Source organism: Paenibacillus physcomitrellae (assembly GCF_002240225.1).
Lineage (GTDB): Bacteria > Bacillota > Bacilli > Paenibacillales > Paenibacillaceae > Fontibacillus > Fontibacillus physcomitrellae.
In genome coordinates this window covers 2,991,212-3,015,000 of sequence record NZ_CP022584.1, presented here as the reverse complement: position 1 = coordinate 3,015,000, position 23,789 = coordinate 2,991,212, and the positions used below count along the sequence as shown (strand labels likewise).

The window sequence follows — 23,789 nt, the reverse complement described above, 5'->3', positions numbered from 1 at the left end:
TTGATACGATTTGTACAGGATAGGTGGGAGCCTAGGAAGAGGGAGCGCAAGCTTCCTTGGAGGCGCCGTTGGGATACCACCCTGATCGTATCGGAGTTCTAACCTGGTGCCCTAATCGGGCATGGGGACAGTGTCAGGTGGGCAGTTTGACTGGGGCGGTCGCCTCCTAAAGAGTAACGGAGGCGCCCCAAGGTTCCCTCAGAATGGTTGGAAATCATTCGAAGAGTGCAAAGGCAAAAGGGAGCTTGACTGCGAGACTGACAAGTCGAGCAGGGACGAAAGTCGGGCTTAGTGATCCGGTGGTACCGCATGGAAGGGCCATCGCTCAACGGATAAAAGCTACCCTGGGGATAACAGGCTTATCTCCCCCAAGAGTCCACATCGACGGGGAGGTTTGGCACCTCGATGTCGGCTCATCGCATCCTGGGGCTGAAGTAGGTCCCAAGGGTTGGGCTGTTCGCCCATTAAAGCGGTACGCGAGCTGGGTTCAGAACGTCGTGAGACAGTTCGGTCCCTATCTGTCGTGGGCGTAGGAAATTTGAGAGGAGCTGTCCTTAGTACGAGAGGACCGGGATGGACGCACCGCTGGTGCACCAGTTGTTCCGCCAGGAGCATAGCTGGGTAGCTAAGTGCGGAAGGGATAAGCGCTGAAAGCATCTAAGCGTGAAGCCCCCCTCAAGATGAGATTTCCCAATTTAGTAAGACCCCTTGAAGACGACGAGGTAGATAGGCTGGGGGTGGAAGTGCAGCAATGCATGGAGCTGACCAGTACTAATCGGTCGAGGGCTTATCCAAATAGATCTAATCGCAATTGATTGTTTCGTATCCAGTTTTCAAGTGATCAAACACTTGAATCGTTTGGTGGCGATGGCGGAGGGGTTCCACACGTACCCATCCCGAACACGACCGTTAAGCCCTCCAGCGCCGATGGTACTTGGACCGCAGGGTCCTGGGAGAGTAGGACGTCGCCAAGCAACTGAAACACCATCTCTTAAGAGATGGTGTTTTTTTGTATACTTTTGAACTGGATTCGTATATATCTAAGTTAATTGATGTTTAACTTTAGAGTGTAAAATTCGGTTAGATAGCCATTTTAATACGTTTCTTTATTTAACCGTATCTATTCACGAGTCACTTCCGTTTAAGTAATTGAATTGACAATTCGCAAGGAGGTAAAGCAATGGGAGAATCGTTAGGGATCCGAAGCTATGGTGGCCAACATGCCGGGGAAGGCGATTTTTCCGAATGGCTGGAGGAGCATCAGCAGGCACTTAAGGCCTACTGCCGCTATTTGACCGGCTCGGAGTGGGAAGGTCAGGACCTGCTCCAAGAGATGTGGCTGAAGGTTTGGATCGCCAAGAAGCAGCAAAAGGAGCTAAAGGTCAATCGCTCCTATCTTCGCCGGGTTGCCTACCACGCTTGGATTGACCGATGCAGAAAGCCTGAATTTTCACGGCGTTCAGAAGATGACTTGGAGCTTCAGCTAAATGATCTAAAGCAGCAGGAAGAAATTGACGCAGCAGCGTTATATTCCGCCATTGAAAGCATGGTCAAATATCTAACAATCAGCCAGCGGGCAGCATTAATGCTGATGGATATTTACCGTTTTACGGCTGTAGAGGCGGCCGACATATTGCATACGACAGAAGGGGCTGTGAAAGCTGCCCTACACCGGGCGCGGCAAAAGCTTAAACGGATGAACAAGGAGCATTTTCATAGTAGAGATCCTTACGGAGACGACAGAGAAGACCGAGACCGCCTTAAAGAGGGGGAACAGGCAGATATGGTGGAAGCAGTGGAAGTAGAAGTGGAAGCTGATTCCGCGGTTGTATTCGCCTATATGAAGGCGTTCAAGTCTCATGACATTGCGGCCTTAGCCGCTCTCTTTAACGGAGAAGGGCAGCAGAGAAGGGTACCCGTTATGCGGAAGATATACAAAAATGCCAAAACGGTTGACCATGTATTTATGGGATTCCGGCAGGCGGCTTAAGCCCCGGAGCATTTTTTCTAAAAAAGAGGAGGATACAATGAACAATTTCATTCCTTATGTGATTGAACAGTCCAGTCGAGGCGAACGTTCTTACGATATTTACTCACGGCTGCTGAAGGATCGGATTGTGTTCTTAGGGTCGGCCGTAGATGATCAGGTTGCGAACAGCCTGATTGCTCAGCTGCTTTTTCTGGAGGCAGAGGATCCGGAGAAGGATATTTACTTCTACATCAATAGCCCGGGAGGATCTACTTCTGCAGGCTTTGCCATTTATGATGCGATGCAGCATGTGAAGCCGGATGTGCAGACAATTTGTATGGGGATGGCCGCCTCGTTTGCCGCCATTTTACTATTAGCGGGAGCTAAAGGAAAAAGATTCGCCCTGCCAAACAGCGAAATTATGATTCACCAGCCGCATGGCGGTGCGCAGGGGCAGGCCAGTGATATTGAAATCAGCGCCAGACGGATCATCCGGATCAGGCAGAAGCTGAATGAGATCGCAGCGGAGCGTACCGGTCAGGCTTTGGAGCGGATAGAGAAAGATATGGATCGCGATTTCTTTTTTACAGCGGAAGAGGCCAGGGAATACGGGATTATCGATAAGGTGATTTACAGCAGCGAGCATTAATCGGCGGAACAAATGGAATTAGCATGATTTGCATAAAGAGGCTTAATCCGTATGGGTGAAGGCTTCTTTTTTTGCATATAATGTAAGAATGTCTTCTGCGACAAGACATCCGTTTGCTTGCTGTGTGCTTTGTTTTTTGTCGTTCTAACAGCCTTGACAGCCCATATTGCCTTTGCTAAGATTGCAATAATATATTTTTGCAGAGGTGCCGCAAGGGTCTTATTATATAAGGAAATTCGGCTGTGTAGTAAGAAAAATAGAAGGATTAAATAAGGAGGATATTCGAGGTGTGGGAGAACAAGTTTGCTAAAGAAGGATTAACGTTTGACGATGTATTGCTGATTCCGCGTAAGTCTGTAACTTTGCCTAAAGAGGTGAGTGTGTCCACGCAGCTTAGCAGCAAAGTGAAGCTGAACATTCCACTGATCAGCGCGGGCATGGATACGGTAACGGAAGCCGCATTGGCGATTGCGATCGCACGTGAGGGCGGAATCGGGATTATTCATAAGAACATGACAATTGAGCAGCAAGCAGAGGAAGTGGATCGCGTAAAACGTTCCGAAAGCGGCGTTATTACAAATCCGTTTTATTTGACTCCTGACCATCTCGTTTCCGACGCAGAAAATGTTATGGGCAAATTCCGGATCTCCGGTGTGCCGATTGTAGACGAGCAGCAGAAGCTGGTAGGTATTCTTACGAACCGTGACCTTCGTTTCATCCATGATTACAGCATTAAGATCAGCGAAGTAATGACCAAAGAGAACCTGGTAACGGCTCCGGTTGGGACAACCCTTCAGGAAGCGGAGATTATTTTGCAGCAGCATAAGATTGAGAAACTCCCGCTGGTGGACAGCAACAATGTCCTTAAAGGCCTTATCACCATTAAAGATATTGAGAAAGCTATTCAATTCCCTAACGCTGCAAAAGATGCACAGGGCCGTCTGTTAGTCGGTGCTGCTATTGGTATTTCCAAGGATACCTTTGACCGTACGGAGGCGCTGGTTAAAGCAGGCGTTGACTTGATCACCGTTGACTCTGCGCATGGACACCACATCAATATCATTGATGCAGTGAGAAGTCTGCGTGAACGTTATCCTGATCTCACGATCATGGCTGGTAACGTAGCGACTGGTGAAGCAACCCGTGAGTTGATCGAAGCAGGCGCTTCGATCGTTAAAGTCGGAATCGGTCCAGGTTCGATCTGTACCACCCGGGTTATTGCAGGGATCGGCGTACCGCAAATCACGGCGGTTTACGATTGCGCAACCGTTGCCCGTGAATATGGCGTGCCGATTGTGGCGGACGGAGGCATCAAATACTCAGGTGAGATTACAAAAGCTCTCGCAGCCGGCGCTCATGCGGTTATGCTCGGAAGCTTGTTTGCCGGTACAGATGAAAGTCCAGGCGAATCGGAAATTTACCAAGGCCGTAAATACAAAGTATACCGCGGTATGGGCTCGATGGGTGCTATGAAGCAGGGTAGTAAAGACCGTTACTTTCAGGATGATGACAAGAAGCTTGTTCCGGAAGGTATCGAAGGCCGCGTAGCTTACAAAGGTCCTTTGTCCGATACGATCCACCAGCTCATCGGCGGTTTGCGTTCCGGTATGGGATACTGCGGAACCAAGACGCTGGAAGAGCTTCGTAACGATACGGAATTTGTTCGCATTACGGGTGCAGGTCTGCGCGAAAGCCATCCGCATGACGTGCAAATTACGAAAGAAGCGCCTAACTACTCCTTGTAAAAAAACTTGTAAAAACGCAATCTGGAAAGAACTGTTATGACAGACCTGGCATAGAACGCCTGGTCTGTCTTTTTTTTGCCGCATGGCCTATGATAGAATAGAGAACAGTTCTTAAGAGAGACAAGAAGGGAGTAAATGTTTTGAAATCAACGGATAACAAGCTAAAATGGACAAAACAACGTAAATTTAAGCGAGCGATTGCTACAATTCTATTAATTCAGATGCTGACTGCTGCTCCTACAGCGATCTGGGCTGAGGGATCAGATGCAAATACATCCGCAACGAATGCTTCTGTAACGACAACCGATGCTTCTGGAAATACGTCTACAAACACCTCTAATACGACTTCAACAGCAGCGGGTGACAAGGCTGCTGAAATCGTGATGCCGATGGCACCTGAACTGGCAGTTACATCAGCGGTGCTGCTGGAGCCGACTACCGGCCAGGTTTTGTATTCTTATAATAGCGAGGAAGCTCTTCCTCCTGCGAGCATGACCAAGATGATGACCGAATACATCGTGGCTGATCAGGTGAAGCAGGGCAAGCTCAAATGGGACGACATGGTCACCATTAAAGAAAATGCGGCGAAACAAATCGGTTCGCGAGTATTTTTGGCTGAGGGAGAACAATATACAGTTAAACAGCTTTACATTGCAATGGCGGTTGGCTCCGCAAATGATGCTACGGTGGCTTTGGCTGAACTGGTAGGCGGAACGGAACTGAACTTCGTGAAGATGATGAATGAAGAAGCGAAGCGCATGGGACTACCGACGGCTTATTATGCCAACTCTACGGGGCTTAACATTGCCGATATGCCGGAAGGGTACCGGCCTGACAGTGACAAAGAAACCGTAATGTCTGCTATGGATGCGGCTATTCTGGCCAAATATATTGTGGAAGATCATCCGGATTTCTCTGACTTTACGACAATTCCATCCTACAAACTGCGTGACCGGGATAAAGATCCAATTATCAACTGGAACTGGATGCTACCTGCTAACGCATCAAATACTTATTTGAAGCAGTTTGCTTATCCGGGTCTTGATGGTATGAAGACAGGTCATACCGATGCGGCTGGACAGTGCTTCACAGGTACAGCGGTTCGTAACGGCGTGCGTCTGATTAGTGTCGTGATGGGAGCCTCCACGGAAGCTCAGCGTTTTACACAAACGGCCAAACTGCTGGATTATGGCTTTAACAATTTTGAAATCAAAAAGGTGAGCCAGGCCAAATCGACCGTGGCTTCTGCGGAAACCGTCAGCGTGAAGAAAGGGAAACAAACCTCTGTGCCGATCGTGACGGACCAGGACGTGAACTTTGTGCTTCCGAAGGACGTGGATCCAAGCGGCGCGGCTGTAACGGTGAATGTTACAAGCAAAGAGCTGACAGCACCGGTTAAAAACGGAACTAAAGTCGGAACGGTTACTTATTCTTTTAAAGTGGAGGGTTCCAATGCACCGATTCAGCAGACGGTTAATCTGGTAACTTCACAGGACGTTGAGAAAGCCGGATGGTTTAAGCTGTTCATGCGGGCAATCGGCGACTTCTTCCATGATTTGTTCGGCAGCATTAAAAACTTGTTCTAAACGCATAAAAATCAAGTAAATCCGAGTTCCATGATTGTATATTGGGTCCGTTTCATGTAAAATTTAAAGTTAGATTAAAGGATGGAATTTTTACTTTCAGAGGCTCGTATGGGTCAATGTGAGAGTAAATGATCTATACAACGGGAGGTTAATTATGGAGACAGGGAAATCTACAGTTACAGGAACACCGATAGTTAAGAGAGGCATGGCTGCCATGCAAAAGGGCGGCGTTATCATGGATGTCATGAACGCCGAGCAGGCCAAAATTGCCGAAGCTGCAGGTGCTGTAGCCGTTATGGCATTGGAACGTGTACCATCTGATATCCGCGCAGCAGGCGGCGTAGCCCGGATGGCTGACCCAACCATCGTAGAAGAAGTTATTAAAGTGGTGTCTATTCCGGTTATGGCGAAAGCTCGTATCGGGCATTATGTCGAAGCCAAAGTATTGGAATCCCTTGGCGTAGATTACCTGGACGAAAGCGAAGTTTTGACACCTGCCGACGAAGTTTTCCATATCGACAAGAATGAATTTACGGTTCCTTTCGTATGCGGCGCTAAAGATTTGGGTGAAGCGCTCCGCCGGATCGGTGAAGGAGCTTCCATGATCCGCACTAAAGGCGAGCCGGGAACAGGCAATATCGTAGAAGCTGTACGTCACATGCGTTTGATCAACAGCCAAATCCGCAAGGTACAGAACATGTCGAAGGACGAGCTGTACGCAGAAGCGAAGAATCTTGGCGTGCCTTATGATCTGCTGCTTGGCGTTCACGAGAACGGCAAACTGCCGGTTGTTAACTTTGCAGCAGGCGGTGTAGCTACACCGGCTGACGCGGCGTTGATGATGCATTTGGGCGCTGACGGCGTATTTGTGGGCTCCGGTATTTTTAAATCGGACAACCCTGAGAAATTCGCCCGTGCGATTGTTGAAGCAACTACGCATTACACCGATTACAAGCTGATTGCTGAAGTATCCAAAAATCTGGGTACACCAATGAAAGGTATCGAGATCTCTACACTGGCTGCGAACGAACGTATGTCCCAGCGCGGCTGGTAATCGATACGAATGGGATGGGCAACCATCCATAACGGATAACGGCTGTTTTTTCAGAGAGAAAGAAGGAACCGTTCATGAAGATAGGAGTATTGGCGCTGCAGGGCGCTGTTGCGGAACATATACGAAGTATTGAATTGGCCGGTGCCGAAGGCGTGGCCGTCAAACGGGTCGAGCAATTGGACGAGCTTGACGGTTTAATCATTCCCGGAGGCGAAAGTACGACGATCGGCAAGCTGATGCGCAAGTACGGCTTTATCGACGCTGTTCGTCAATTTGCGAGTGAAGGCAAAGCGTTGTTCGGCACCTGTGCCGGCCTGATTGTATTGGCCAAATCTATTGAAGGCGGGGAAGAGCCTCACCTCGGGTTGATGGATATTACGGTTTCGCGTAATGCGTTCGGCCGTCAGAAGGAGAGCTTTGAAACGGATCTGGATGTAAAAGGGATTGATAATCCTGTACGTTCCGTGTTTATCCGTGCGCCTTTGATTACAAAGACGGAAGCCGGAGTCGAGGTACTGGCTACGTATAAGGATGAAATTGTTACAGCGAGACAAGGCAAGCTGCTTGTGTGCTCTTTTCATCCGGAGCTGACCGATGATTATTCGCTGCATAAATATTTTCTCGATATGATAAACGGCGGGTAAATTTGTGCCTGAAAAGGTTAAGAATTTGCCCGAAAGGTGAAGAATAGAGGGGCGGGGGCAATTCCGCTCCTTTTGCCTTGAATTTTAGGATTATAGTCTTTATACAGGCGTTCTGATTTAGGAGGGTAACCCATGTTGGATGTCAAAATTTTGCGTAATGATTACGCCCGCGTAGAAGCCGCGCTTAAAGCAAGAGGCAAATCGCTGGACTTGATCGCTGATTTCCCCAAGCTGGACGAGAAACGCCGGGAGCTGCTGCAGGAAAGCGAACAGCTGAAGAACCGCCGCAACGTGGTTTCCGCTGAAGTAGCGAAGCTGAAGAAAGCCAAAGAGAACGCGGACGATATGATTGCCGAAATGCGCCAGGTTGGCGACCGGATTAAAGAGCTGGACGAGGAAGTTCGTGTGCTTGAAGAGCAGATTCAGCAGCTAACGATGAGCATTCCAAACATTCCTAGCGACAGTGTGCCTGTCGGCGCTTCGGAGGAGGATAATGTCGAGATCCGCCGCTGGAGCGAGCCGCGCGAGTTCTCTTTTACCCCTAAAGCGCATTGGGATGTGGCTGTTGATCTTGGCATTCTGGATTTTGAAGCCGGCGCGAAGGTCACCGGTTCCCGCTTCACGTTCTATAAAGGGCTTGGTGCACGTCTGGAGCGCGCGCTGATCAGCTTTATGATGGACCTGCACAGCAATGAGCACGGTTATGAAGAGATTCTGCCGCCGTACATCGTCAACCGCGACAGCCTGTACGGAACAGGCCAGCTGCCGAAGTTTGAAGAGGATTTGTTCAAATTGAAGGACAGCGATTATTACCTGATCCCAACTGCTGAAGTTCCGGTGACGAATTATCATCGCGACGAAATTCTGGACGGTGCTGATTTGCCGCGCTACTATGTAGCTTACAGCTCCTGCTTCCGTTCCGAGGCGGGTGCGGCCGGCCGTGATACACGCGGTTTGATCCGCCAGCACCAGTTCAACAAAGTGGAACTGATCAAGATCGTTCATCCTGACAGTTCTTACGAAGAGCTTGAGAAGATGACAGGCAACGCCGAGCGTGTGCTGCAGCTGCTCAACCTGCCTTACCGCGTGCTGAGCTTGTGTACAGCTGATATGGGCTTTACCGCGGCCAAGACGTATGACTTGGAAGTATGGCTGCCTGAAAGCGGCATGTACCGCGAAATTTCTTCCTGCTCCAACGTGGAGGATTTCCAGGCCCGCCGTGCGAGCATCCGTTTCCGTCCGGAGCCAAAAGCGAAGCCGGAATTCGTGCATACGCTGAACGGTTCAGGTCTTGCCGTTGGACGTACGGTTGCTGCGATCCTGGAGAACTACCAGCAGGAAGACGGCAGCGTGGAAATTCCTGAAGTGCTACGTCCTTACATGGGCGGCATTACCCATATTACAAAGAAGAAATAACTTGCTGTTGCCTTAAAAATATGATAAAATCTAATTCGTTACGTTATTCTTTAACGTCGATGATGATTTTATTTGGAGAGATACCGAAGCGGTCATAACGGGGCGGTCTTGAAAACCGTTAGGGTGCAAGCCCACGTGGGTTCGAATCCCACTCTCTCCGCCATACATACAGCTGATAACCGCAGTTCCCGATGAAGGGGGCTGCGGTTTTTTGATAGAGAGAGATACTTCAGCTGTTAAGCATATCGTGAATATTGAAAAACCACATTAATTCAAGGTGATCTAAAATAAGCACAGCATGGCTACCTTAACGGCAGCCCATGCTGTGCTTTCTAAATTAATCTTAATTTATGTATGTAGTGCAATGCGACCTAATAGTACCTCTAATTACAGGCAATAAGGAGAACGGCTGATTTAGGCTTTAGCTTTATAATCAAGGTTATGCTGGTCATATCCGCCATTTGGATTGTCTATGCTGGTATCCCAATCGCCGTCCCTGTAGTAACCTTCTACATACGTTCCATCAGCACGATAATATCCTTCAACATAATGAGGAGTAACCTGATGGGTATCTTTACCTGTTACTTCCCCTTCGAAGTTACCAAAACCCTTTAAGAAACTCATTCTGCTCATACTCCTTGTATACTTGGGACTTAAGACTCGGTTGAATCTTCTTTAGAACCAATTCTAATCCAATTCTGAAAAAGGAAACAAGAGGAATTTGGATATACTCCATTCATGAACTGGCTGCTGATGGTATATTATTTCGTTCTCCTCGGCATGTTAGTAAAGGAATGGACAACGAAGCTGACCCTAACCAAAACCAAGGTCACCCGGGCTCTGCCCGCTCAGATTTGTCCTTCTGTAATTCATTTATTAAGGAGGGGAAAGGGATGAGCAAACCGAAAAGCATGCCGGTTCCCGGCGTACAGCCAAAGCAGGAGCGTCATAAAGGAAACGGCGGTCCTGAGCCGCTGTCCGGTTCCAAGAAAGTGAAGACCCGGAATCACGTCAGTCATAACAATCCGGAGGGTTAACGGACAACCGGCCGTCTGCCTTACCTCTCGTTTCTAGGATAGTAGAAGGCAGATCTTCATAAGAAGAGGGATTGTTGGTTTTATCTAATTTATGGAAGAAATAAACAGGTTTTTTTTACTAGAGGGTCGGACTTAGGTCCGATCTTATTTTACTTTTTATGCAAATTTATAAATCAATTGTAGTTCCTAACTCTCATCTTTGTGGGTTTAACGCGTCAAGGTGCCAAAAAACAATCAGCGAGAGCCGATAAAAATAATAGAGCAGTGAAATAAAAACGTTTATAATTAACCACTGTTCTAATTATTCCAGTACAAAGGAGAGTAGACATGAACAAGTTTTTTGCAGCAAAAAGCAGAACACGTGTCCTTTGGGCGCATGCCTTAACGGCGCTGCTCCTGCTGATCGGCAGTGTACCGTCTTTATCAGCGTTAACCGCCCAGGCGGCTGACCGGGATGCTTACTTGCTTTCCCTAAACCGTCCGGTTTATGCATCATCTTCGCTTGGCGGCAATACACCAGATCTGGCCGTTGACGGAAATACGAACAGCCGCTGGGAAAGTGAATGGCAGAAGGATCCGCAGTGGATTTATGTGGATTTGGGCGCCAGCGCCACCCTCAGCAAGGTGACCATAAATTGGGAAAACGCCTATTCCAGCGCGTACACCATTCAGACTTCTGATGATGAACTTCATTGGAGCGATATTTCCCCGGTCATTCATGGGAAAGCCGGTGAAGTAAGCACAGACGTATCCGGTACAGGCCGTTATGTCCGTCTCTACAGTACGGAGCGGGCACAGCAGGCTTACGGGGTTTCCATTTTCGAATTCAGTGTATACGGAACTGGCGGCGTTGGCGGCCCTCCGAAACCAGCTGCCCCGAATCTGGCTTTGAACAAGAATGTAGTGGCATCTTCTTTGGAGATTGACGAGCCAAGCAGATCGGCTGAAGACAAAGCTAAAATGGAAGAAAGAAACTACCTGGCTAAAAATGTTACCGATGGAGATCCAAATACACGCTGGTCTTCCATCTATAAAGATAACGAGTGGATCTATGTGGATCTGGGACAGGAAAGCGAAATCGGCAGCGTAGCGTTCAACTGGGAAAACGCTTTTGGACGGGCCTACGACATTCAAGTATCGGACGACGCCGAGCACTGGACCACGATTTATCGTCAGCTGAACGGCAACGGCGGCAAGGAAAACATTCCGGTGTACGCTAAAACCCGTTATGTAAAAATGGCCGGCATTGCGCGCGGAACCACAAATGGTTTTTCGTTGTTTGAGTTTGAAGTGCATGCCTACCGTGACGGCGATCCGAAGCCAACCTATGACATCCCAGACATACCGACTGCCTCTGCAGTACAAGTAGGAGCAGGCAGCTACGAAATTAACGATATTACACAACTAGAACCCAAGAACCCTACATATCGAACCTCAAACATTGATACACCCATCCCGTCTAACGACTGGTGGCAATCTATCCTGATCTCCAATCTTGGCGACGGCAACAGCCTGGTGACCCTGCCGCTCAAGAACTGGTATACGAAACAGGGACTTGCGATTTTGAACCCTGGCGCCGGTTTCGCTCATGGCGATTCCATCGATGCCGACGGCGATCCGGATCTTTACCTTTCCAGCAACAATATCAATCCTGCGAACATAGAAACAAAAATTTCGGGTTATGGCGACTATTCGGCCAGTGTGATCCTCAGCGATGACGATACGGCGAAAATGAGCACCACCTTTGTAAAAGGATCGCCTTTCATTTACAATACGTACGAAAATCCGGATGCCGTAATCGTTCAATCACCGGTCATCACCCGTTTGTTTGACGATAACAACAATCCAGTGCTGGTTAACGATGGTGACGTCTATACGGCGGACCACATCGGCCTGGAAGTAACCAACAAGGACAAAGCGCCTACGCCGCAAACCTTCGTTCGTGATTACGGCATCTTTGCTCCTGAAGGCACCACTTTCATGAAGCTTGGCAATACGATCAAGATCAAGCTGGGCTCCGGTGAAAATTACCTGTCCCTCGCGGCGCTCCCTTCCGCGTCCGAACTGGGTGAATTTTATCAGCATGCCTATGCTTTTGTGACGGATACAAGAGTGGACTACAACTTCGACGAGCAAGCTTCGCTTGTAACTACCAACTTCACGACTTCTACCGAAGTGAAACGTCCCGGTTTCTCGGCCGACACCATCATGACTTTGCTCCCGCATCAGTGGAAAATCTCGAACACGCCGCTTACCGATCTTAGCTATCCATCCATCCGCGGCACTCTTAAAGTAAGAATGGGCAATACGTTTACGACATCGGACCGTTTTAACGGCATAGTTCCACAATTCGTTGAACCCAACGATTCGACTTATTCCCGTGCCCAATTGGTAGCTTACCTAGATCAGCTGGATGCGGATCTGGCCAACGGCTTTATGGTCGAGGATCCTTACTGGCAGGGTAAAAAGCTGCATCCGCTTGCTTTGGCGGTGCTGATCAGTGACCAGCTTGGGGACACCGAACGCAGAGACCAGTATTTGAAGGATTTAAAGACCATTCTGACGGACTGGTATACTTATTCGCCTGAAGAAAAACTGCATTCTTATTATTTCCACTACTCCGAATATTGGGGTTCCCTGATGTCTTATGCGACTGGATTCGGAATCAACACCGGTCTGACCGACCACCATTTCACGTACGGATACTACATCTTTGCTTCGGCCGTCCTTGCGACCTACGACAAAGAATTCCTGCATGATTACGGCGGTATGGTCGAAACCCTGATTCGGGATTACGCCAATCCGAACAGAAATGACAGCCAGTTCCCATGGTTCCGCAACTTTGACCCTTATGAAGGTCATTCCTGGGCCGGCGGTTATGCAGATAACCACAGCGGCAACAACCAGGAAGCAGCCGGCGAAGCTTTGTTCAGCTGGGTCGGTGAATACATGTGGGGTATGGTGACTGATAACGATATGTACCGCGATGCCGGTATTTGGGGATTTACAACGGAAGAAAAAGCAGTCGAGCAATACTGGTTTAACTATGACGGCGACAACTGGGTGGAAGGCTACAACCATGCCACCGCAGGCCAGGTATACGGCAGTGCGACGGCCTTTGCTACGTACTTCTCCGGTGAACCGGAAAATGTCTACGGCATTCACTGGCTTCCGCCTGCTGAATGGATGACTTATTACGGCCGCCAGCCTGAAAAAGCAGCCGCTTTGTACCAAGGTCTGGTCAAAGATATGAACGGCAAACCGCTGGGAGGCTGGTCTCATATTATCTGGCCGTTCGAATCGATCAGCGATCCGGATGCCGTGCTGAGCAAGTGGGATACCACAAACATGCAGCAAAATGAAACCTATAATGCTTACTGGTTTGTACACAGCATGGAATCGCTTGGCGAGCGGAGCCCTGATATTTGGGCTGACGATCCGGCGGTAACCGTGTATAACAAAGACGGCGTGTACACGGCGCAAATCTGGAATCCTTCGGAAAGCGCCAAAACAATTCATTTCTTCAATAAAGACGGTGCCTTGGGCTCCGCAACGGTATATGCGAATGCACTAGTTTCGGTAAATCCGCTGAAAAATACCGTTCTTGACGGTCCCGATCCGTCCAAAGGTATCAAATACCTGGATCGTTCCGACTGGACGATTACGGCCTCCAAAACCGGAGAGCCTGTAGAGCACCTGACCGACAATGATTTGTCGACGCGCTGGTCTTCCGGCAAAACGCAGGAAACCGGCGACTGGCTGCAAATCGATCTGGGTTCCGAGCAGTCCTTCGATACGCTGTTCATGAACTCGGGCGGCAACTGGAACGATTACGCCCATGGTTATGAAGTTTATGTATCCAAGGATGGGCAGGATTGGGGCGAGCCTGCAGCGAGCGGTAACGGAAGCTCGCCAAGTATTGCCGTATCCTTCCCGGCCTTGCAGACGGCTCAATTTATCAAAATCATCCTGACCGAACCTAATGACAGCTGGTGGTCGATTTCCGAAATCAAGCTTGCCCAGTTCGGCGCATCTTCCGCTGAAGCCCCTACGGGTAACGACGACAGCGCCCTGGACGACCGTTCCGGCTGGACGGTGACGGCTTCCTCCACACAAGGCGGCGATATCACGGCCAACATGCTGGATGGGGACGGCAATACGCTTTGGACAAACGGGCGTACCCAGGCCAACGGACAATGGGTGCAAGTGGATTTAGGCAGTGCTCAAAGTTTTGATACGGTTACTTTGAATCCCGGCAACTCCGCAAATGATTATCCGCGCGGTTATAAGCTGTTTGTTTCCGAAGACGGGGAGAACTGGGGACCGGCGGTAACCGGAGGGAACGGTGAACCGGGAACGATGTCGATTACTTTCCCTGTGCAGCATGCCCGGTTTATCCGCATCCTGCAAACGGGAGAAGCCGATAAATGGTGGTCAGTTGCCGAGCTGAACGTTCATAATTACGGCAATGGCAAACAAAAACCGCTTGAGCCTAACGGCTGGACTGCAGAGGCTTCTTCTACGGCAGGAGGCGAAAGTGCTCAGGCAATGCTGGATGGAAATCCGGATACCCGCTGGTCAAGCGGCAGTGAACAGCAAAACGGCGACTTTGTCGTTCTTGATTTGGGCACTGAAGAAACCTTCGATCAGATCGCCATGGACAGCGGCCATAGCCATGACGACTACGCAAGAGGCTACGAGATTTATGTTTCCCATGACGGCGAGAACTGGGGCAGCCCGGTCGCTTCCGGCGATGGCAAAGGGCCGCAGGTAACAGCGGCGTTCCCGCTGCAGACCGCCCGTTATCTGAAGATCGTGCAAACGGGATCGGACTCGCATTGGTGGTCGATCTCCGAGCTGAAGCTCTTCACAGCGGATCTTACTCCGTATCTCCCGGATGACGAGGGTGAACCTGATTCTGAACCTATGGCGCTTGACCGCACGGACTGGACCGTAACGTCTTCGACTTATGACGACGGAGCTTCCCTGAAGAGTTTGATCGACGGGGATCTGGGTTCCCGGTGGACGACTGGCACGGGGCAAACACCTGACCAATGGATCCAGATTGATCTCGGCAGTCTGAAGAGCTTCAAGAAACTGACGATGGACTCGGCGGGAAGCAGCAATGACTATGCCCGCGGCTATCAGATTCTGGTTTCTGAAGACGGGGAGCAGTGGGCCCCGCTGGCTCAGCAAGCCGGCAGCTCAGCTTATATTGAAGAGACCTTCCCGGTTCAAACGGCTCGTTATGTGAAGATTGTTCAAACTGAAGACGAGCCGGCCTGGTGGTGGTCCATTTCCGAGCTTAATCTTTACAACTGATCATGCCAGTTAAAGCAGTACCCTCCTGATCTGACTTAAGCTGCCTTGAAAGCCGTTTAGACTTTCGGGCAGCTTCTTTTTTCACCCCCACTTGAAGAGAATTGCAATTTACTTTGATGTGAAGCAAGTTAACAGCAGACATCCGAATAAATTAATGTCATAATAAAAGAATAGGGCCCCATGTGAGAAACTGGTCATAAGGGCTTCGAATTGAGTCTAAACGGAGTCTGAGGTCTACACTTTACGGAAGAGAGGTGTAATGATATGTTCCATTTAGCCAACGGCGAACATGGCCTGCAGCAATTTCCGCTGCCTCCCAAGCAGCATAACAGGCGTTCGCTGGCCAATATTTTAGGCAGGTGCCTATCGATTATTATCGGCGGGGTTATTTATGCGGTAGCGCTGGAGCTGTTTCTCGTTCCTAACCGGATTACGGACGGAGGCATTACCGGTATAGCAGTCATCGCCGCCCATCTGAGCGGCTGGTCTCTGGGTTTATTCCTGTTCCTGCTCAATCTTCCCTTTCTGCTGATCGGTTACAGGCAGATCGGCAAAACGTTTGCTTTATCCACTTTGCTGGGGATTTCCGTGATGTCAGTGGTGACCGTTCTGCTGCACCACGTAGACGGGGTCGTGCAGGATACATTGCTTGCGTTTGTGTTTGGAGGCATTCTGCTGGGACTTGGTTCAGGCATCGCCATTCGCTTTGGCGGGTCTTTGGACGGGACAGAGATTATAGCCATACTGCTGGCGAAGAAGCTGCCGTTCTCAGTCGGTGAGATCATTATGTTCTTCAACCTGTTCATCCTGGGAAGTACAGGTTTTGTGTTTAACTGGAATTCTGCATTGTTCTCTATCCTGGCTTACTATATTGCTTCCAAAGCGATTGATATTACGGTGGACGGCTTAAACGAGTCCAAATCGGTATGGATTATCAGCGATCGCATTCAGGACATTGGCGATGCTATTCTAAGCAGGCTTGGCCGCGGGGTTACTTATTTATCCGGCGAGGGTGGTTTCTCGGGAGATCCGAAACGGGTCATCTTCTGCGTTATTACTCGTTTGGAAGAGGCTAAGCTGAAGGAGATTGTGAATCATTTTGATGAAAACGCCTTTCTGGCTGTCGGCAACATTCACGACGTCAAAGGCGGACGCTTTAAGAAACGAGATATCCACTAACATCAGGATAAAATATATAAAGACGGCTATGTGATCGGCCATCTTATATTTCAAGTACAAGAGCCCGTGCCGGGGAATCCTCCAGCGCGGGCTCTTCGGTTTATTTCCGGCGCAGCCGCCGGAAGAAATTGCTCAGCAGGGAGCTGCACTCCTCCTGGAGTACGTTCGCGATGACCTCTGTCCGATGGTTGAAGCGGGATTCCTGAAGCAGGTTCATCAGCGTGCCCGCACAGCCGGCTTTAGGGTCGGTCGTTCCGTAGATAACGACCGGCAGCCGGCATTGCACCATGGCGCCTGCGCACATGGGGCACGGCTCGAGCGTCACGTACAGCCGGCAGTCCAGCAGCCGCCAGGCGCCCAGCTTCTCGCTGGCCTGGCGGATTGCAATCATTTCGGCATGAGCGGTCGAATCATGCGTAGTTTCCCTGAGATTATGGCCGCGGCCGATAATCTCGTTATTTTTAACAACAATAGCCCCAATAGGCACTTCGCCGATGGCTTCGGCTTTCTCGGCCTCTTCTATGGCGAAACGCATCCAGTATTCATCCGAATATTCTTCGGGCCGAAAGGGAGTTTCTTCAGTTTCAGTCATGCTTAAGTAACAGCTCCTTGCAAATAGTCTGTGGATATTATCCAACGAACACTCATTCGATTGTTAACATGATGTTGATAAAATTGTGCATAAGATGGCGTTTATCCACAGAGTTATAAACAACTTTGGATAAATTCTGTGGAATTGTGCACGATCTGTGGACAAAATGTTGATGAATCGGATGGTTAAAAGGGCAATCCACGTGTAATCCATGGGTAACCCTTAAGTGCTCTGGAAAGGCTTGCTCCTTCCGGTTCCTTCTCATTGTAAACATCCTAAAACGGGTTATCAATGTATAGGCAAATGCCGTCGAAAATTGTATCATGTTAAAGTGAGCCAATATTAGCCATTGCTGGCTTGGAGGTGCGGGCAGCTTGTCGATTAGAAGGAAAATGATCCTGTTATTCGTATTTTCGCTCGTTACCATACTGGTTATTAACATGATTCTCATTTATTCCCGGGCTAGAAGCAACCTGCGCGACATGCATGAGACCCAGTTGATTTTGTTAACGAAGCAGGCCGCGGTTTCGCTTGAGCAAAGCCGAAACAGCGTGGCCCATTTCGAGCAGGAGCAGGAGAAGAATTTACAGAGAGCCGCCCAGACTGCCGCGAGTGAGCTGGGTCCAGAGTGGAGTGGAGTTACAGTAGAGCAGCTTGCCGACCTGAGCAGGAGAACAGGCGTAAGCGGTTTCTCACTTGTATATAGAAAAGATAACGAGCTGATGATCGGGCAGTCCACGGATCCGCAGCGTTTAGGGGCAGTAGTCCCTCAAAAGCTTGATTCCGGCAGTGATTTGCCCTTATCTGTTGCCGGCAACAAAAATGTACAGATGAATGTGCCTTATTGGGCGGATTCGGGGCAACTGAATACGGACGGAAGCTTCGAGGAACAGAACGGTTTCTATTATGATGGGCAAAGAAACTATATGATCTGCGTGTTCCTGCGGCCGGAGGACCTTCAGAATGAATTCACCGAAATGGGCCCTTCGGCCACGATTGAACGGATCGAGCAGAGCGACCCGAACATTTTGGAGATTACGGGGTTCAGGCCTCTGGATGACGGCGCTGTTCTGCAGGAAGGGGCTTCAGCCGTTCAGCATCAGATTCTGTTTGGTACTTACAGCTTGAAGGATGAAGAAGCGGAGCTGCAAATCCAGGAAGCCGCAGAGCGTGGAGAGGCACAGGTGTCGAATTTATTCCTGGATGGACAGCATTATATCCAGAGTTATTTGCCGGTCTCCCCTCCGGATGGGGCGCCTTACATTCTCCGTATGGTATACAGCTATGGTCCGCTGTCTTCAGGGCTGGAGGAACAAATGGTTCTCCACCTTTTGATCTTTTTATTTGTCCTGCTTTTGGCCCTGCTAAGCACCTATTTCACTTCAAGGACGCTCATGCGTCCGCTTCGTCAAATTCTGGGCAAGGTCCAGGAGATGTCGGCAGGCCGTTTTGATACGAGACTGTACATAAAGAGTCATGATGAGCTTGGCGTGCTGGCCAAACATATCAACCATATGGCGGACAATTTGGACCAATATACGTCCGAGCTGGAACAAATGAATGAGGAGAACCGGTCCATGCGCGAGTATTTGGAGTCCGTCATTAATCAGACGGCGGATGCCATTCATTTGTCCGATCCGGACTGGCGGGTTATTCGGGTGAACCGGGCTTTTGAAGAGTTGTACGGCTGGAGCGAAGACGAAGTCACCGGATACCAGCTGCCGTTTGTCCCTTCTTACGTTTGGGAAGAATGGGAGGAATGGGAGAAGATGCTGGCTGAAGGGCATGCCCTGCCGAGTGCGGAGACGGTTCGTCTGTGCAAAGACGGAAGTGAGGTAGAAGTCAGCATCAGCCAGTCTCCGATTTTTGATAAGAACGGGACCATCATCGCTTACATTACGATCTCCCGGGATATGACCGAGCATAATAAAATGCAGGAGCTGCTGCGCCAATCCGAGAAGCTGACGACCGTCGGCCAGCTTGCGGCCGGGGTTGCGCATGAGATCCGAAACCCGCTGACGACACTGCGGGGGTTCCTGCAGCTGCAGCAGCAGACCCAGGCTTTGAATGTTCAGCATGTCGATATTATGCTGTCCGAGCTGGACCGGATCAATTTGATCGTCAGCGAGTTTTTGATATTGGCTAAGCCGCAGGCGAGTATTTTCCAGAACAAAGATATTCGGTATGTACTCGGCGATGTCGTTTCGCTGCTGGACAGCCAGGCGCATTTATATGGCATCGAGTTCGTAACCGACTTTGCGAAAGAGCCCATTTATGTATATTGTGAAGAGAACCAGCTCAAGCAGGTATTTATCAACATTTTGAAAAATGCGATGGAGGCCATGCCCCGCGGCGGCGGGATCGGCCTGAAGATCATCAAGGAGAACAACCAGGCCCTGATCGGTATCATCGATGAAGGCGAAGGCATCCCGTTTGAGCGGATCGCAAAGCTTGGGGAACCTTTTTATACGAGTAAGGAAAAAGGAACCGGCCTGGGGCTGATGATCAGCCAGCGCATCATCGAAGCGCATAAAGGCGATCTGAATATAAACAGTATGGTCGGCTGGGGAACGATGGTGACCATTACTTTGCCGCTGGTTCATCCGGATGGGGAAGGCGGAGAACAGCCGGGTCCTAGTCTGGACAGCGGAAAGGATCAGGAGGAATAAGGTTTGCGGATTAATAAATATATTAGCGAAACGGGTTATTGTTCCCGCCGGGAGGCCGACAAGCTGATTGAGGCCGGGAAAGTCACGATTAACGGCGAGGTTGCCGTGCTCGGGAGTCAGGCGGAGGAAGGCGACGATGTCAGGGTTAACGGGCAGTCCCTGGTTGCCAAGCCGGCAGCAGGCGTCTATATCGCGCTTAACAAGCCGGTTGGGATTACAAGCACAACGGAACAGCATGTGAAAGGAAATATCGTCGATTTTGTTGGCCATAAGCAGCGGATCTTTCCTATCGGCCGCTTGGACAAGGACTCGGAAGGTTTGATTCTGCTGACCAGCGACGGGGATATCGTAAACAAGATCCTTCGTGCCGAAGGCAAACATGAGAAGGAATATATCGTGACGGTTGATAAGCCGGTTACGCCAAGATTTCTGCAGGCGATGTCGGAGGGTGTCAAGATTCTAGGCGAGATGACCCTGCCGTGCCAGGTTACCCGCATCTCGGAGAGAGTGTTCCGCATTATTTTGACCGAAGGTAAAAACCGCCAGATCCGCCGGATGTGTTCAGCGCTTGGATACAGCGTTAGAAAGCTGCAGCGGATCCGGATTATGAACATCCATCTCGGCAGCCTGAAGACGGGGGAATGGCGGGATCTGACGCCTCAGGAGAAACGCGAGCTTGGCGCGCAGCTGGATTATAAACTGTTATAGGACAAGAGGGCGTTTAGCATGTTTCGCCTTCCTGCCGAACTGCATAAATAACAAAAGCCCGGGAGATTGCTCCCGGGCTTATTTCTACGGAGTGATGGTGATCTGGCTGCTTGGGTCCTGATATTTGCGAATAATCGAGATTTCAACCCGGCGGTTCTTGGCTCTGCCGGCTTCCGTACTATTATCGGCTACAGGATGGTATTCGCCGTATCCGATTGGACTGAACATTTTGGGATTAAGCTTGTTGTTCAGCAGAAGAATCTCCATAAAGTTCCTGGCCCGGCCAAAGCTGAGATCCCAGTTCGAAGCAAACTGTTCGTTATCGATCGGCACGTTGTCCGTGTGGCCGGAGATAAGAATCTCGTAGTCCGGGAACTTCTCCAGCATGCCGGACAGCGCTTTGGCCAGCACCCGGGCTTCCGGTTTAACGGCAGCGCTGCCGGACGGGAAGAGGGCGTTGTCGCTGATCGTAATCAGCAGCTGTGACTGGTTCAGCTTGGTGGAGAGCTGACTGGTCAGCCCGCTTTGTTTAATGTATTGATCGAGCTGCTTCTTCAGCTTCTCCAAGTCCTGCTCTTCCTGCTTCATAAGCTCGCTTCGCTTCTGCAGCTGCGACATGCTCTGCGTAACAGGTGTGCTGGTATTCTGATTATCTTTCTCTTTGGTAGGCGTGTTCTTGGTAGTCCCGTTAAGGGTACTTTGATCCAGCACGCTTACTCCGCCGGTTAATGCGGCGTTAAAGGCCTGGCTGAAATCCTCAAACTTCTTCGCGTCCAGTGTACTCATTCCGTAGAGGACAATAAACAGCGCCAGCAGCAGGGTCATCAGGTCGGAATAGGGGAGCAGCCAGCTCTCGTCGTTATGCTCTTCGTGAGGCTCATGCTTCTTCTTATTCTTTTTGCTCACCGCTGTCCGCCTCCTTATCCTGCAGTTTTGCGCGTTCGGCCGGTGTCAGGAATACGGACAGTTTTTGCTGAATAGCAATGGTAGATACCCCGGATTGGATGGACAGAAGACCTTCCACCATCATCAGGCGGATTTCCATCTCACGTTTGGACATCCGTTTTAATTTATTGGAGATCGGGTGCCAAAGGACATAACCGGTAAAAATACCGAGCAGCGTCGCGATAAACGCCGCCGCGATCGCATGAGAGAGCTTCTCCATATCCGTCATATCGGCGAGAGCGGCAATCAAGCCTACTACGGCGCCGAGTACGCCCAGCGTTGGAGCATACATACCGGCCTGGGAGAAGATAAGCGCTCCCGCACGGTGACGCTCCTCGGTAGCTGCAATATCCTCAGCCAGAACATCACTGACAAACTCTTGATCGTTGCCGTCTATAATCATTCGCATGCCGCTGCGCAGGAAGTCATCGTTGATCTCTTCGACTTTGCTTTCCAGAGCAAGCAGACCTTCACGGCGTGTAATCGACGCCCATTCGGTGAACATGGTAATAATTTCTGTTTTACTGAGCATCTTATTAGGGACAAACAAAACTTTAAACAATTTTGGCAGTCGCTTCATTTCTGACATCGGGAACGCAACGAATAGGGAAGCTGCGGTACCTACGAGGATTATGACGTAAGCGGCCGGGTTGTTGATCAGAGCGGTTACCGGAGCGCCCTTGAGAATCATCCCGCCGATCAGCGCGACCAAGCCTAAAATAATACCGACTATTGTTGAAATTTCCATCCATACACCTCATCCATGAGAATTGAATCCTTTCCATCTTCCCGGCATCCTTCCGGAAAGAGAAGCACGAAACGGTTTACCTCTTTTATCGACAGATTTCTGTTATTTTTTAAGGCATAATTTCAGGTATAATAAAGGATAGGCTAGGTGGAAACAAAAGTAGAAAGGGGCTTTGACCATGGGCGTCAAGCACGGAAGAGACTACGCTTTGATTTTGGCGGATTTAACGGAGGCCGTAGCGGCTGTTCCCGATAGTTATATTTTTTTCGAAATGGATCTGGAGGATTGGGAGCGTCTGCCTCAGGAAGACCGGAGTGAAGTCTGGGAAGCGCTTGCGGAGGATTTGTTTTACGGGCTCGGAGAGCAGCCTGTTATCACTGTTGGGAGCGCTGTGGTGATGCATGATCCGGCTGTACACCGGATTAACGTTTTGATTGGCGAGGAAGAGTTGACTTCCATATCCCTCATTTAACCAAGACAGGCTGTGTTTGTGTCGAATAATGGCTTTTCCTGTTGGAAAATGTTAAAATATTGGGATGCGGAAAGATCTTATTCGCTTTAAACATCAGCGTGACCTTTTGAAGTTGGGAGGAATAGAAAATGCCATTTTCACCTGAAGAGGTTGAAGCGCATCTGCAAAAGCTGGAGGGCTGGGAACTCGAAGAAGGCCGCTGGATCGTGCGGAAGTTCAATTTCTCCAGTTACATGAAAGGAATTGCTTTTGTAACGGAGGTAGCTGCGATTTCCGAGGCTTTCGAGCATCATCCTTTTATTACGATAGATTATAAAGTCGTGACGCTCCGTCTGACTTCCTGGGAGGAAGGCGGCATTACGGGCGTGGATATTAAGGAAGCCCAGCAGTATAACGAAGCGTTTGAGAAAATGCGCAGCGCCGATTGAAAGTTATGTCATAGGAAAAATAAAAGTGCACCTTGGCCATTCGACCGGGTGCACTTTTTGTGTCCTTAAGCGGACTCGCTTAAGGGTCCTCTGTGTCTTGTTCTTGCGCCGGCCGGTTAACATCCTCGTCGCTGTCCGGCTGGTACACCATGCAGTAGAAGGGTTTCATTCCTTCCGGCGTCTGGCGCTCATACATATCCGTTATAGTGAAGCCGGCCTTCTGATAGGCGCGGATGGCCCGTGTGTTCCAGGTCAGCACCTCCAGGTCGATTTCATTCTCCGGCTTGCGGCGGAGCGCCTCCTGCACAATCGCTGCGACAAAAGCCGGTCCCCGGCCGCGGCCGCACAGCTCCGGTTTCATGCCGATACCGAGCCGGGTGACTCCTTCGATCGGGAACAACTGGGCGAATCCGCAAAGCTCTCCGCTGTCATCGAGAACAGATACGTACTGCTGCCCCCGGATTGCAGGATCTCCGAATTCCACTTCCAGTCCCTTCATCTGCTCCCATGGCAGCCAGCCGTATATGTTATAGGGAGGCTCATATGTCCAGGTGCAAATTTCAGCCCCATGGAGTTCTTCCATCGGGACCACTTTAAAGGTAAACGTCTGTTCCGCCAAAGGCCAT

Annotated in this window: 19 protein-coding genes, 1 tRNA gene and 2 rRNA genes (1 of these 22 cut by a window edge); 17 read left to right on the top strand and 5 right to left on the bottom strand. The window is 50.0% G+C overall.

Going from position 1 to position 23,789, the window contains the following annotated elements; translation table 11 throughout:
- The 10 genes from CBE73_RS13700 to CBE73_RS13655 all read left to right on the top strand — a co-directional run.
- Nucleotides 1-795 (top strand): 23S ribosomal RNA (locus CBE73_RS13700) (it extends 2,133 nt beyond the left edge of the window).
- 62 nt (nt 796-857) lie between these two features.
- Nucleotides 858-974, top strand: a 5S ribosomal RNA gene (rrf, locus tag CBE73_RS13695).
- 206 nt (nt 975-1,180) lie between these two features.
- Entirely contained in the window at nt 1,181-1,990 is an 810-nt protein-coding gene (locus tag CBE73_RS13690) for an RNA polymerase sigma factor (RefSeq protein WP_094094671.1), read from the top strand.
- The gene (gene clpP / locus CBE73_RS13685; RefSeq protein WP_308420972.1) at nt 1,941-2,618 is read left to right on the top strand and encodes an ATP-dependent Clp endopeptidase proteolytic subunit ClpP; all 678 of its coding nucleotides are present in this window, start codon (nt 1,941-1,943) and stop codon (nt 2,616-2,618) included. The genes CBE73_RS13690 and clpP overlap by 50 nt, the downstream gene beginning before the upstream one ends.
- A 287-nt stretch (nt 2,619-2,905) precedes the next feature.
- Nucleotides 2,906-4,363: an IMP dehydrogenase gene (gene guaB / locus CBE73_RS13680; RefSeq protein WP_094094669.1), complete on the top strand. Its 1,458-nt coding sequence runs from the start codon at nt 2,906-2,908 to the stop codon at nt 4,361-4,363.
- A 140-nt stretch (nt 4,364-4,503) separates the two neighbouring features.
- A complete protein-coding gene (locus CBE73_RS13675; RefSeq protein ID WP_373286408.1) occupies nt 4,504-5,949 on the top strand; it encodes a D-alanyl-D-alanine carboxypeptidase family protein in 1,446 nt (481 codons plus the stop codon).
- 154 nt (nt 5,950-6,103) lie between these two features.
- Nucleotides 6,104-7,003, top strand: coding sequence for a pyridoxal 5'-phosphate synthase lyase subunit PdxS (pdxS, locus tag CBE73_RS13670; RefSeq protein WP_094094668.1), 900 nt, complete (start codon nt 6,104-6,106; stop codon nt 7,001-7,003).
- A 74-nt stretch (nt 7,004-7,077) separates the two neighbouring features.
- On the top strand, nt 7,078-7,647 hold the full coding sequence (gene pdxT / locus CBE73_RS13665) for a pyridoxal 5'-phosphate synthase glutaminase subunit PdxT (protein ID WP_094094667.1): 570 nt from the start codon (nt 7,078-7,080) through the stop codon (nt 7,645-7,647).
- 132 nt (nt 7,648-7,779) lie between these two features.
- Nucleotides 7,780-9,063: a serine--tRNA ligase gene (gene serS, locus CBE73_RS13660; RefSeq protein ID WP_094094666.1), complete on the top strand. Its 1,284-nt coding sequence runs from the start codon at nt 7,780-7,782 to the stop codon at nt 9,061-9,063.
- 74 nt (nt 9,064-9,137) lie between these two features.
- Nucleotides 9,138-9,226, top strand: a tRNA-Ser gene (locus CBE73_RS13655).
- A 251-nt stretch (nt 9,227-9,477) separates the two neighbouring features.
- On the opposite strand, the gene CBE73_RS13650 is transcribed toward CBE73_RS13655, so the two are convergent.
- A complete protein-coding gene (locus CBE73_RS13650) occupies nt 9,478-9,687 on the bottom strand; it encodes a hypothetical protein (protein WP_094094665.1) in 210 nt (69 codons plus the stop codon).
- A 269-nt stretch (nt 9,688-9,956) separates the two neighbouring features.
- On the opposite strand from CBE73_RS13650, the gene CBE73_RS13645 reads away from it, so the two are divergent.
- The 3 genes from CBE73_RS13645 (at nt 9,957) to CBE73_RS13635 (ending at nt 16,601) form a co-directional block, all read left to right on the top strand.
- A complete protein-coding gene (locus CBE73_RS13645; protein ID WP_094094664.1) occupies nt 9,957-10,100 on the top strand; it encodes a small acid-soluble spore protein P in 144 nt (47 codons plus the stop codon).
- Nucleotides 10,101-10,427: 327 nt separating this feature from the next.
- On the top strand, nt 10,428-15,422 hold the full coding sequence (locus CBE73_RS13640) for a discoidin domain-containing protein (RefSeq protein ID WP_094094663.1): 4,995 nt from the start codon (nt 10,428-10,430) through the stop codon (nt 15,420-15,422).
- 264 nt (nt 15,423-15,686) lie between these two features.
- On the top strand, nt 15,687-16,601 hold the full coding sequence (locus CBE73_RS13635; protein WP_094094662.1) for a YitT family protein: 915 nt from the start codon (nt 15,687-15,689) through the stop codon (nt 16,599-16,601).
- A gap of 100 nt (nt 16,602-16,701) precedes the next feature.
- Here CBE73_RS13635 and tadA read toward each other — a convergent pair whose 3' ends face one another.
- Nucleotides 16,702-17,193: a tRNA adenosine(34) deaminase TadA gene (gene tadA, locus CBE73_RS13630; RefSeq protein ID WP_094094661.1), complete on the bottom strand. Its 492-nt coding sequence runs from the start codon at nt 17,191-17,193 to the stop codon at nt 16,702-16,704.
- A 374-nt stretch (nt 17,194-17,567) separates the two neighbouring features.
- Here tadA and CBE73_RS13625 point away from each other — a divergent pair, with 374 nt between their 5' ends.
- Entirely contained in the window at nt 17,568-19,862 is a 2,295-nt protein-coding gene (locus CBE73_RS13625) for a HAMP domain-containing sensor histidine kinase (RefSeq protein WP_229752886.1), read from the top strand.
- A 3-nt stretch (nt 19,863-19,865) separates the two neighbouring features.
- Entirely contained in the window at nt 19,866-20,570 is a 705-nt protein-coding gene (gene rluF / locus CBE73_RS13620) for a 23S rRNA pseudouridine(2604) synthase RluF (RefSeq protein WP_094094660.1), read from the top strand.
- 84 nt (nt 20,571-20,654) lie between these two features.
- Here rluF and motB read toward each other — a convergent pair whose 3' ends face one another.
- Nucleotides 20,655-21,476, bottom strand: coding sequence for a flagellar motor protein MotB (gene motB, locus CBE73_RS13615; protein WP_094094659.1), 822 nt, complete (start codon nt 21,474-21,476; stop codon nt 20,655-20,657).
- Entirely contained in the window at nt 21,460-22,263 is an 804-nt protein-coding gene (gene motA / locus CBE73_RS13610) for a flagellar motor stator protein MotA (RefSeq protein ID WP_094094658.1), read from the bottom strand. The genes motB and motA overlap by 17 nt, the downstream gene beginning before the upstream one ends.
- Before the next feature lie 178 nt (nt 22,264-22,441).
- Here motA and CBE73_RS13605 point away from each other — a divergent pair, with 178 nt between their 5' ends.
- The gene (locus tag CBE73_RS13605) at nt 22,442-22,735 is read left to right on the top strand and encodes a hypothetical protein (protein WP_094094657.1); all 294 of its coding nucleotides are present in this window, start codon (nt 22,442-22,444) and stop codon (nt 22,733-22,735) included.
- 128 nt (nt 22,736-22,863) lie between these two features.
- Nucleotides 22,864-23,163 carry a 4a-hydroxytetrahydrobiopterin dehydratase gene (locus CBE73_RS13600; RefSeq protein WP_094094656.1) on the top strand — a complete coding sequence of 100 codons (300 nt, stop codon included), beginning with the start codon at nt 22,864-22,866 and terminating at the stop codon, nt 23,161-23,163.
- A 79-nt stretch (nt 23,164-23,242) separates the two neighbouring features.
- Here the strand turns inward: CBE73_RS13600 and CBE73_RS13595 are convergent, their stop codons facing one another.
- Nucleotides 23,243-23,746, bottom strand: coding sequence for a GNAT family N-acetyltransferase (locus CBE73_RS13595; protein ID WP_094096312.1), 504 nt, complete (start codon nt 23,744-23,746; stop codon nt 23,243-23,245).
- Nucleotides 23,747-23,789 lie beyond the last annotated feature (43 nt).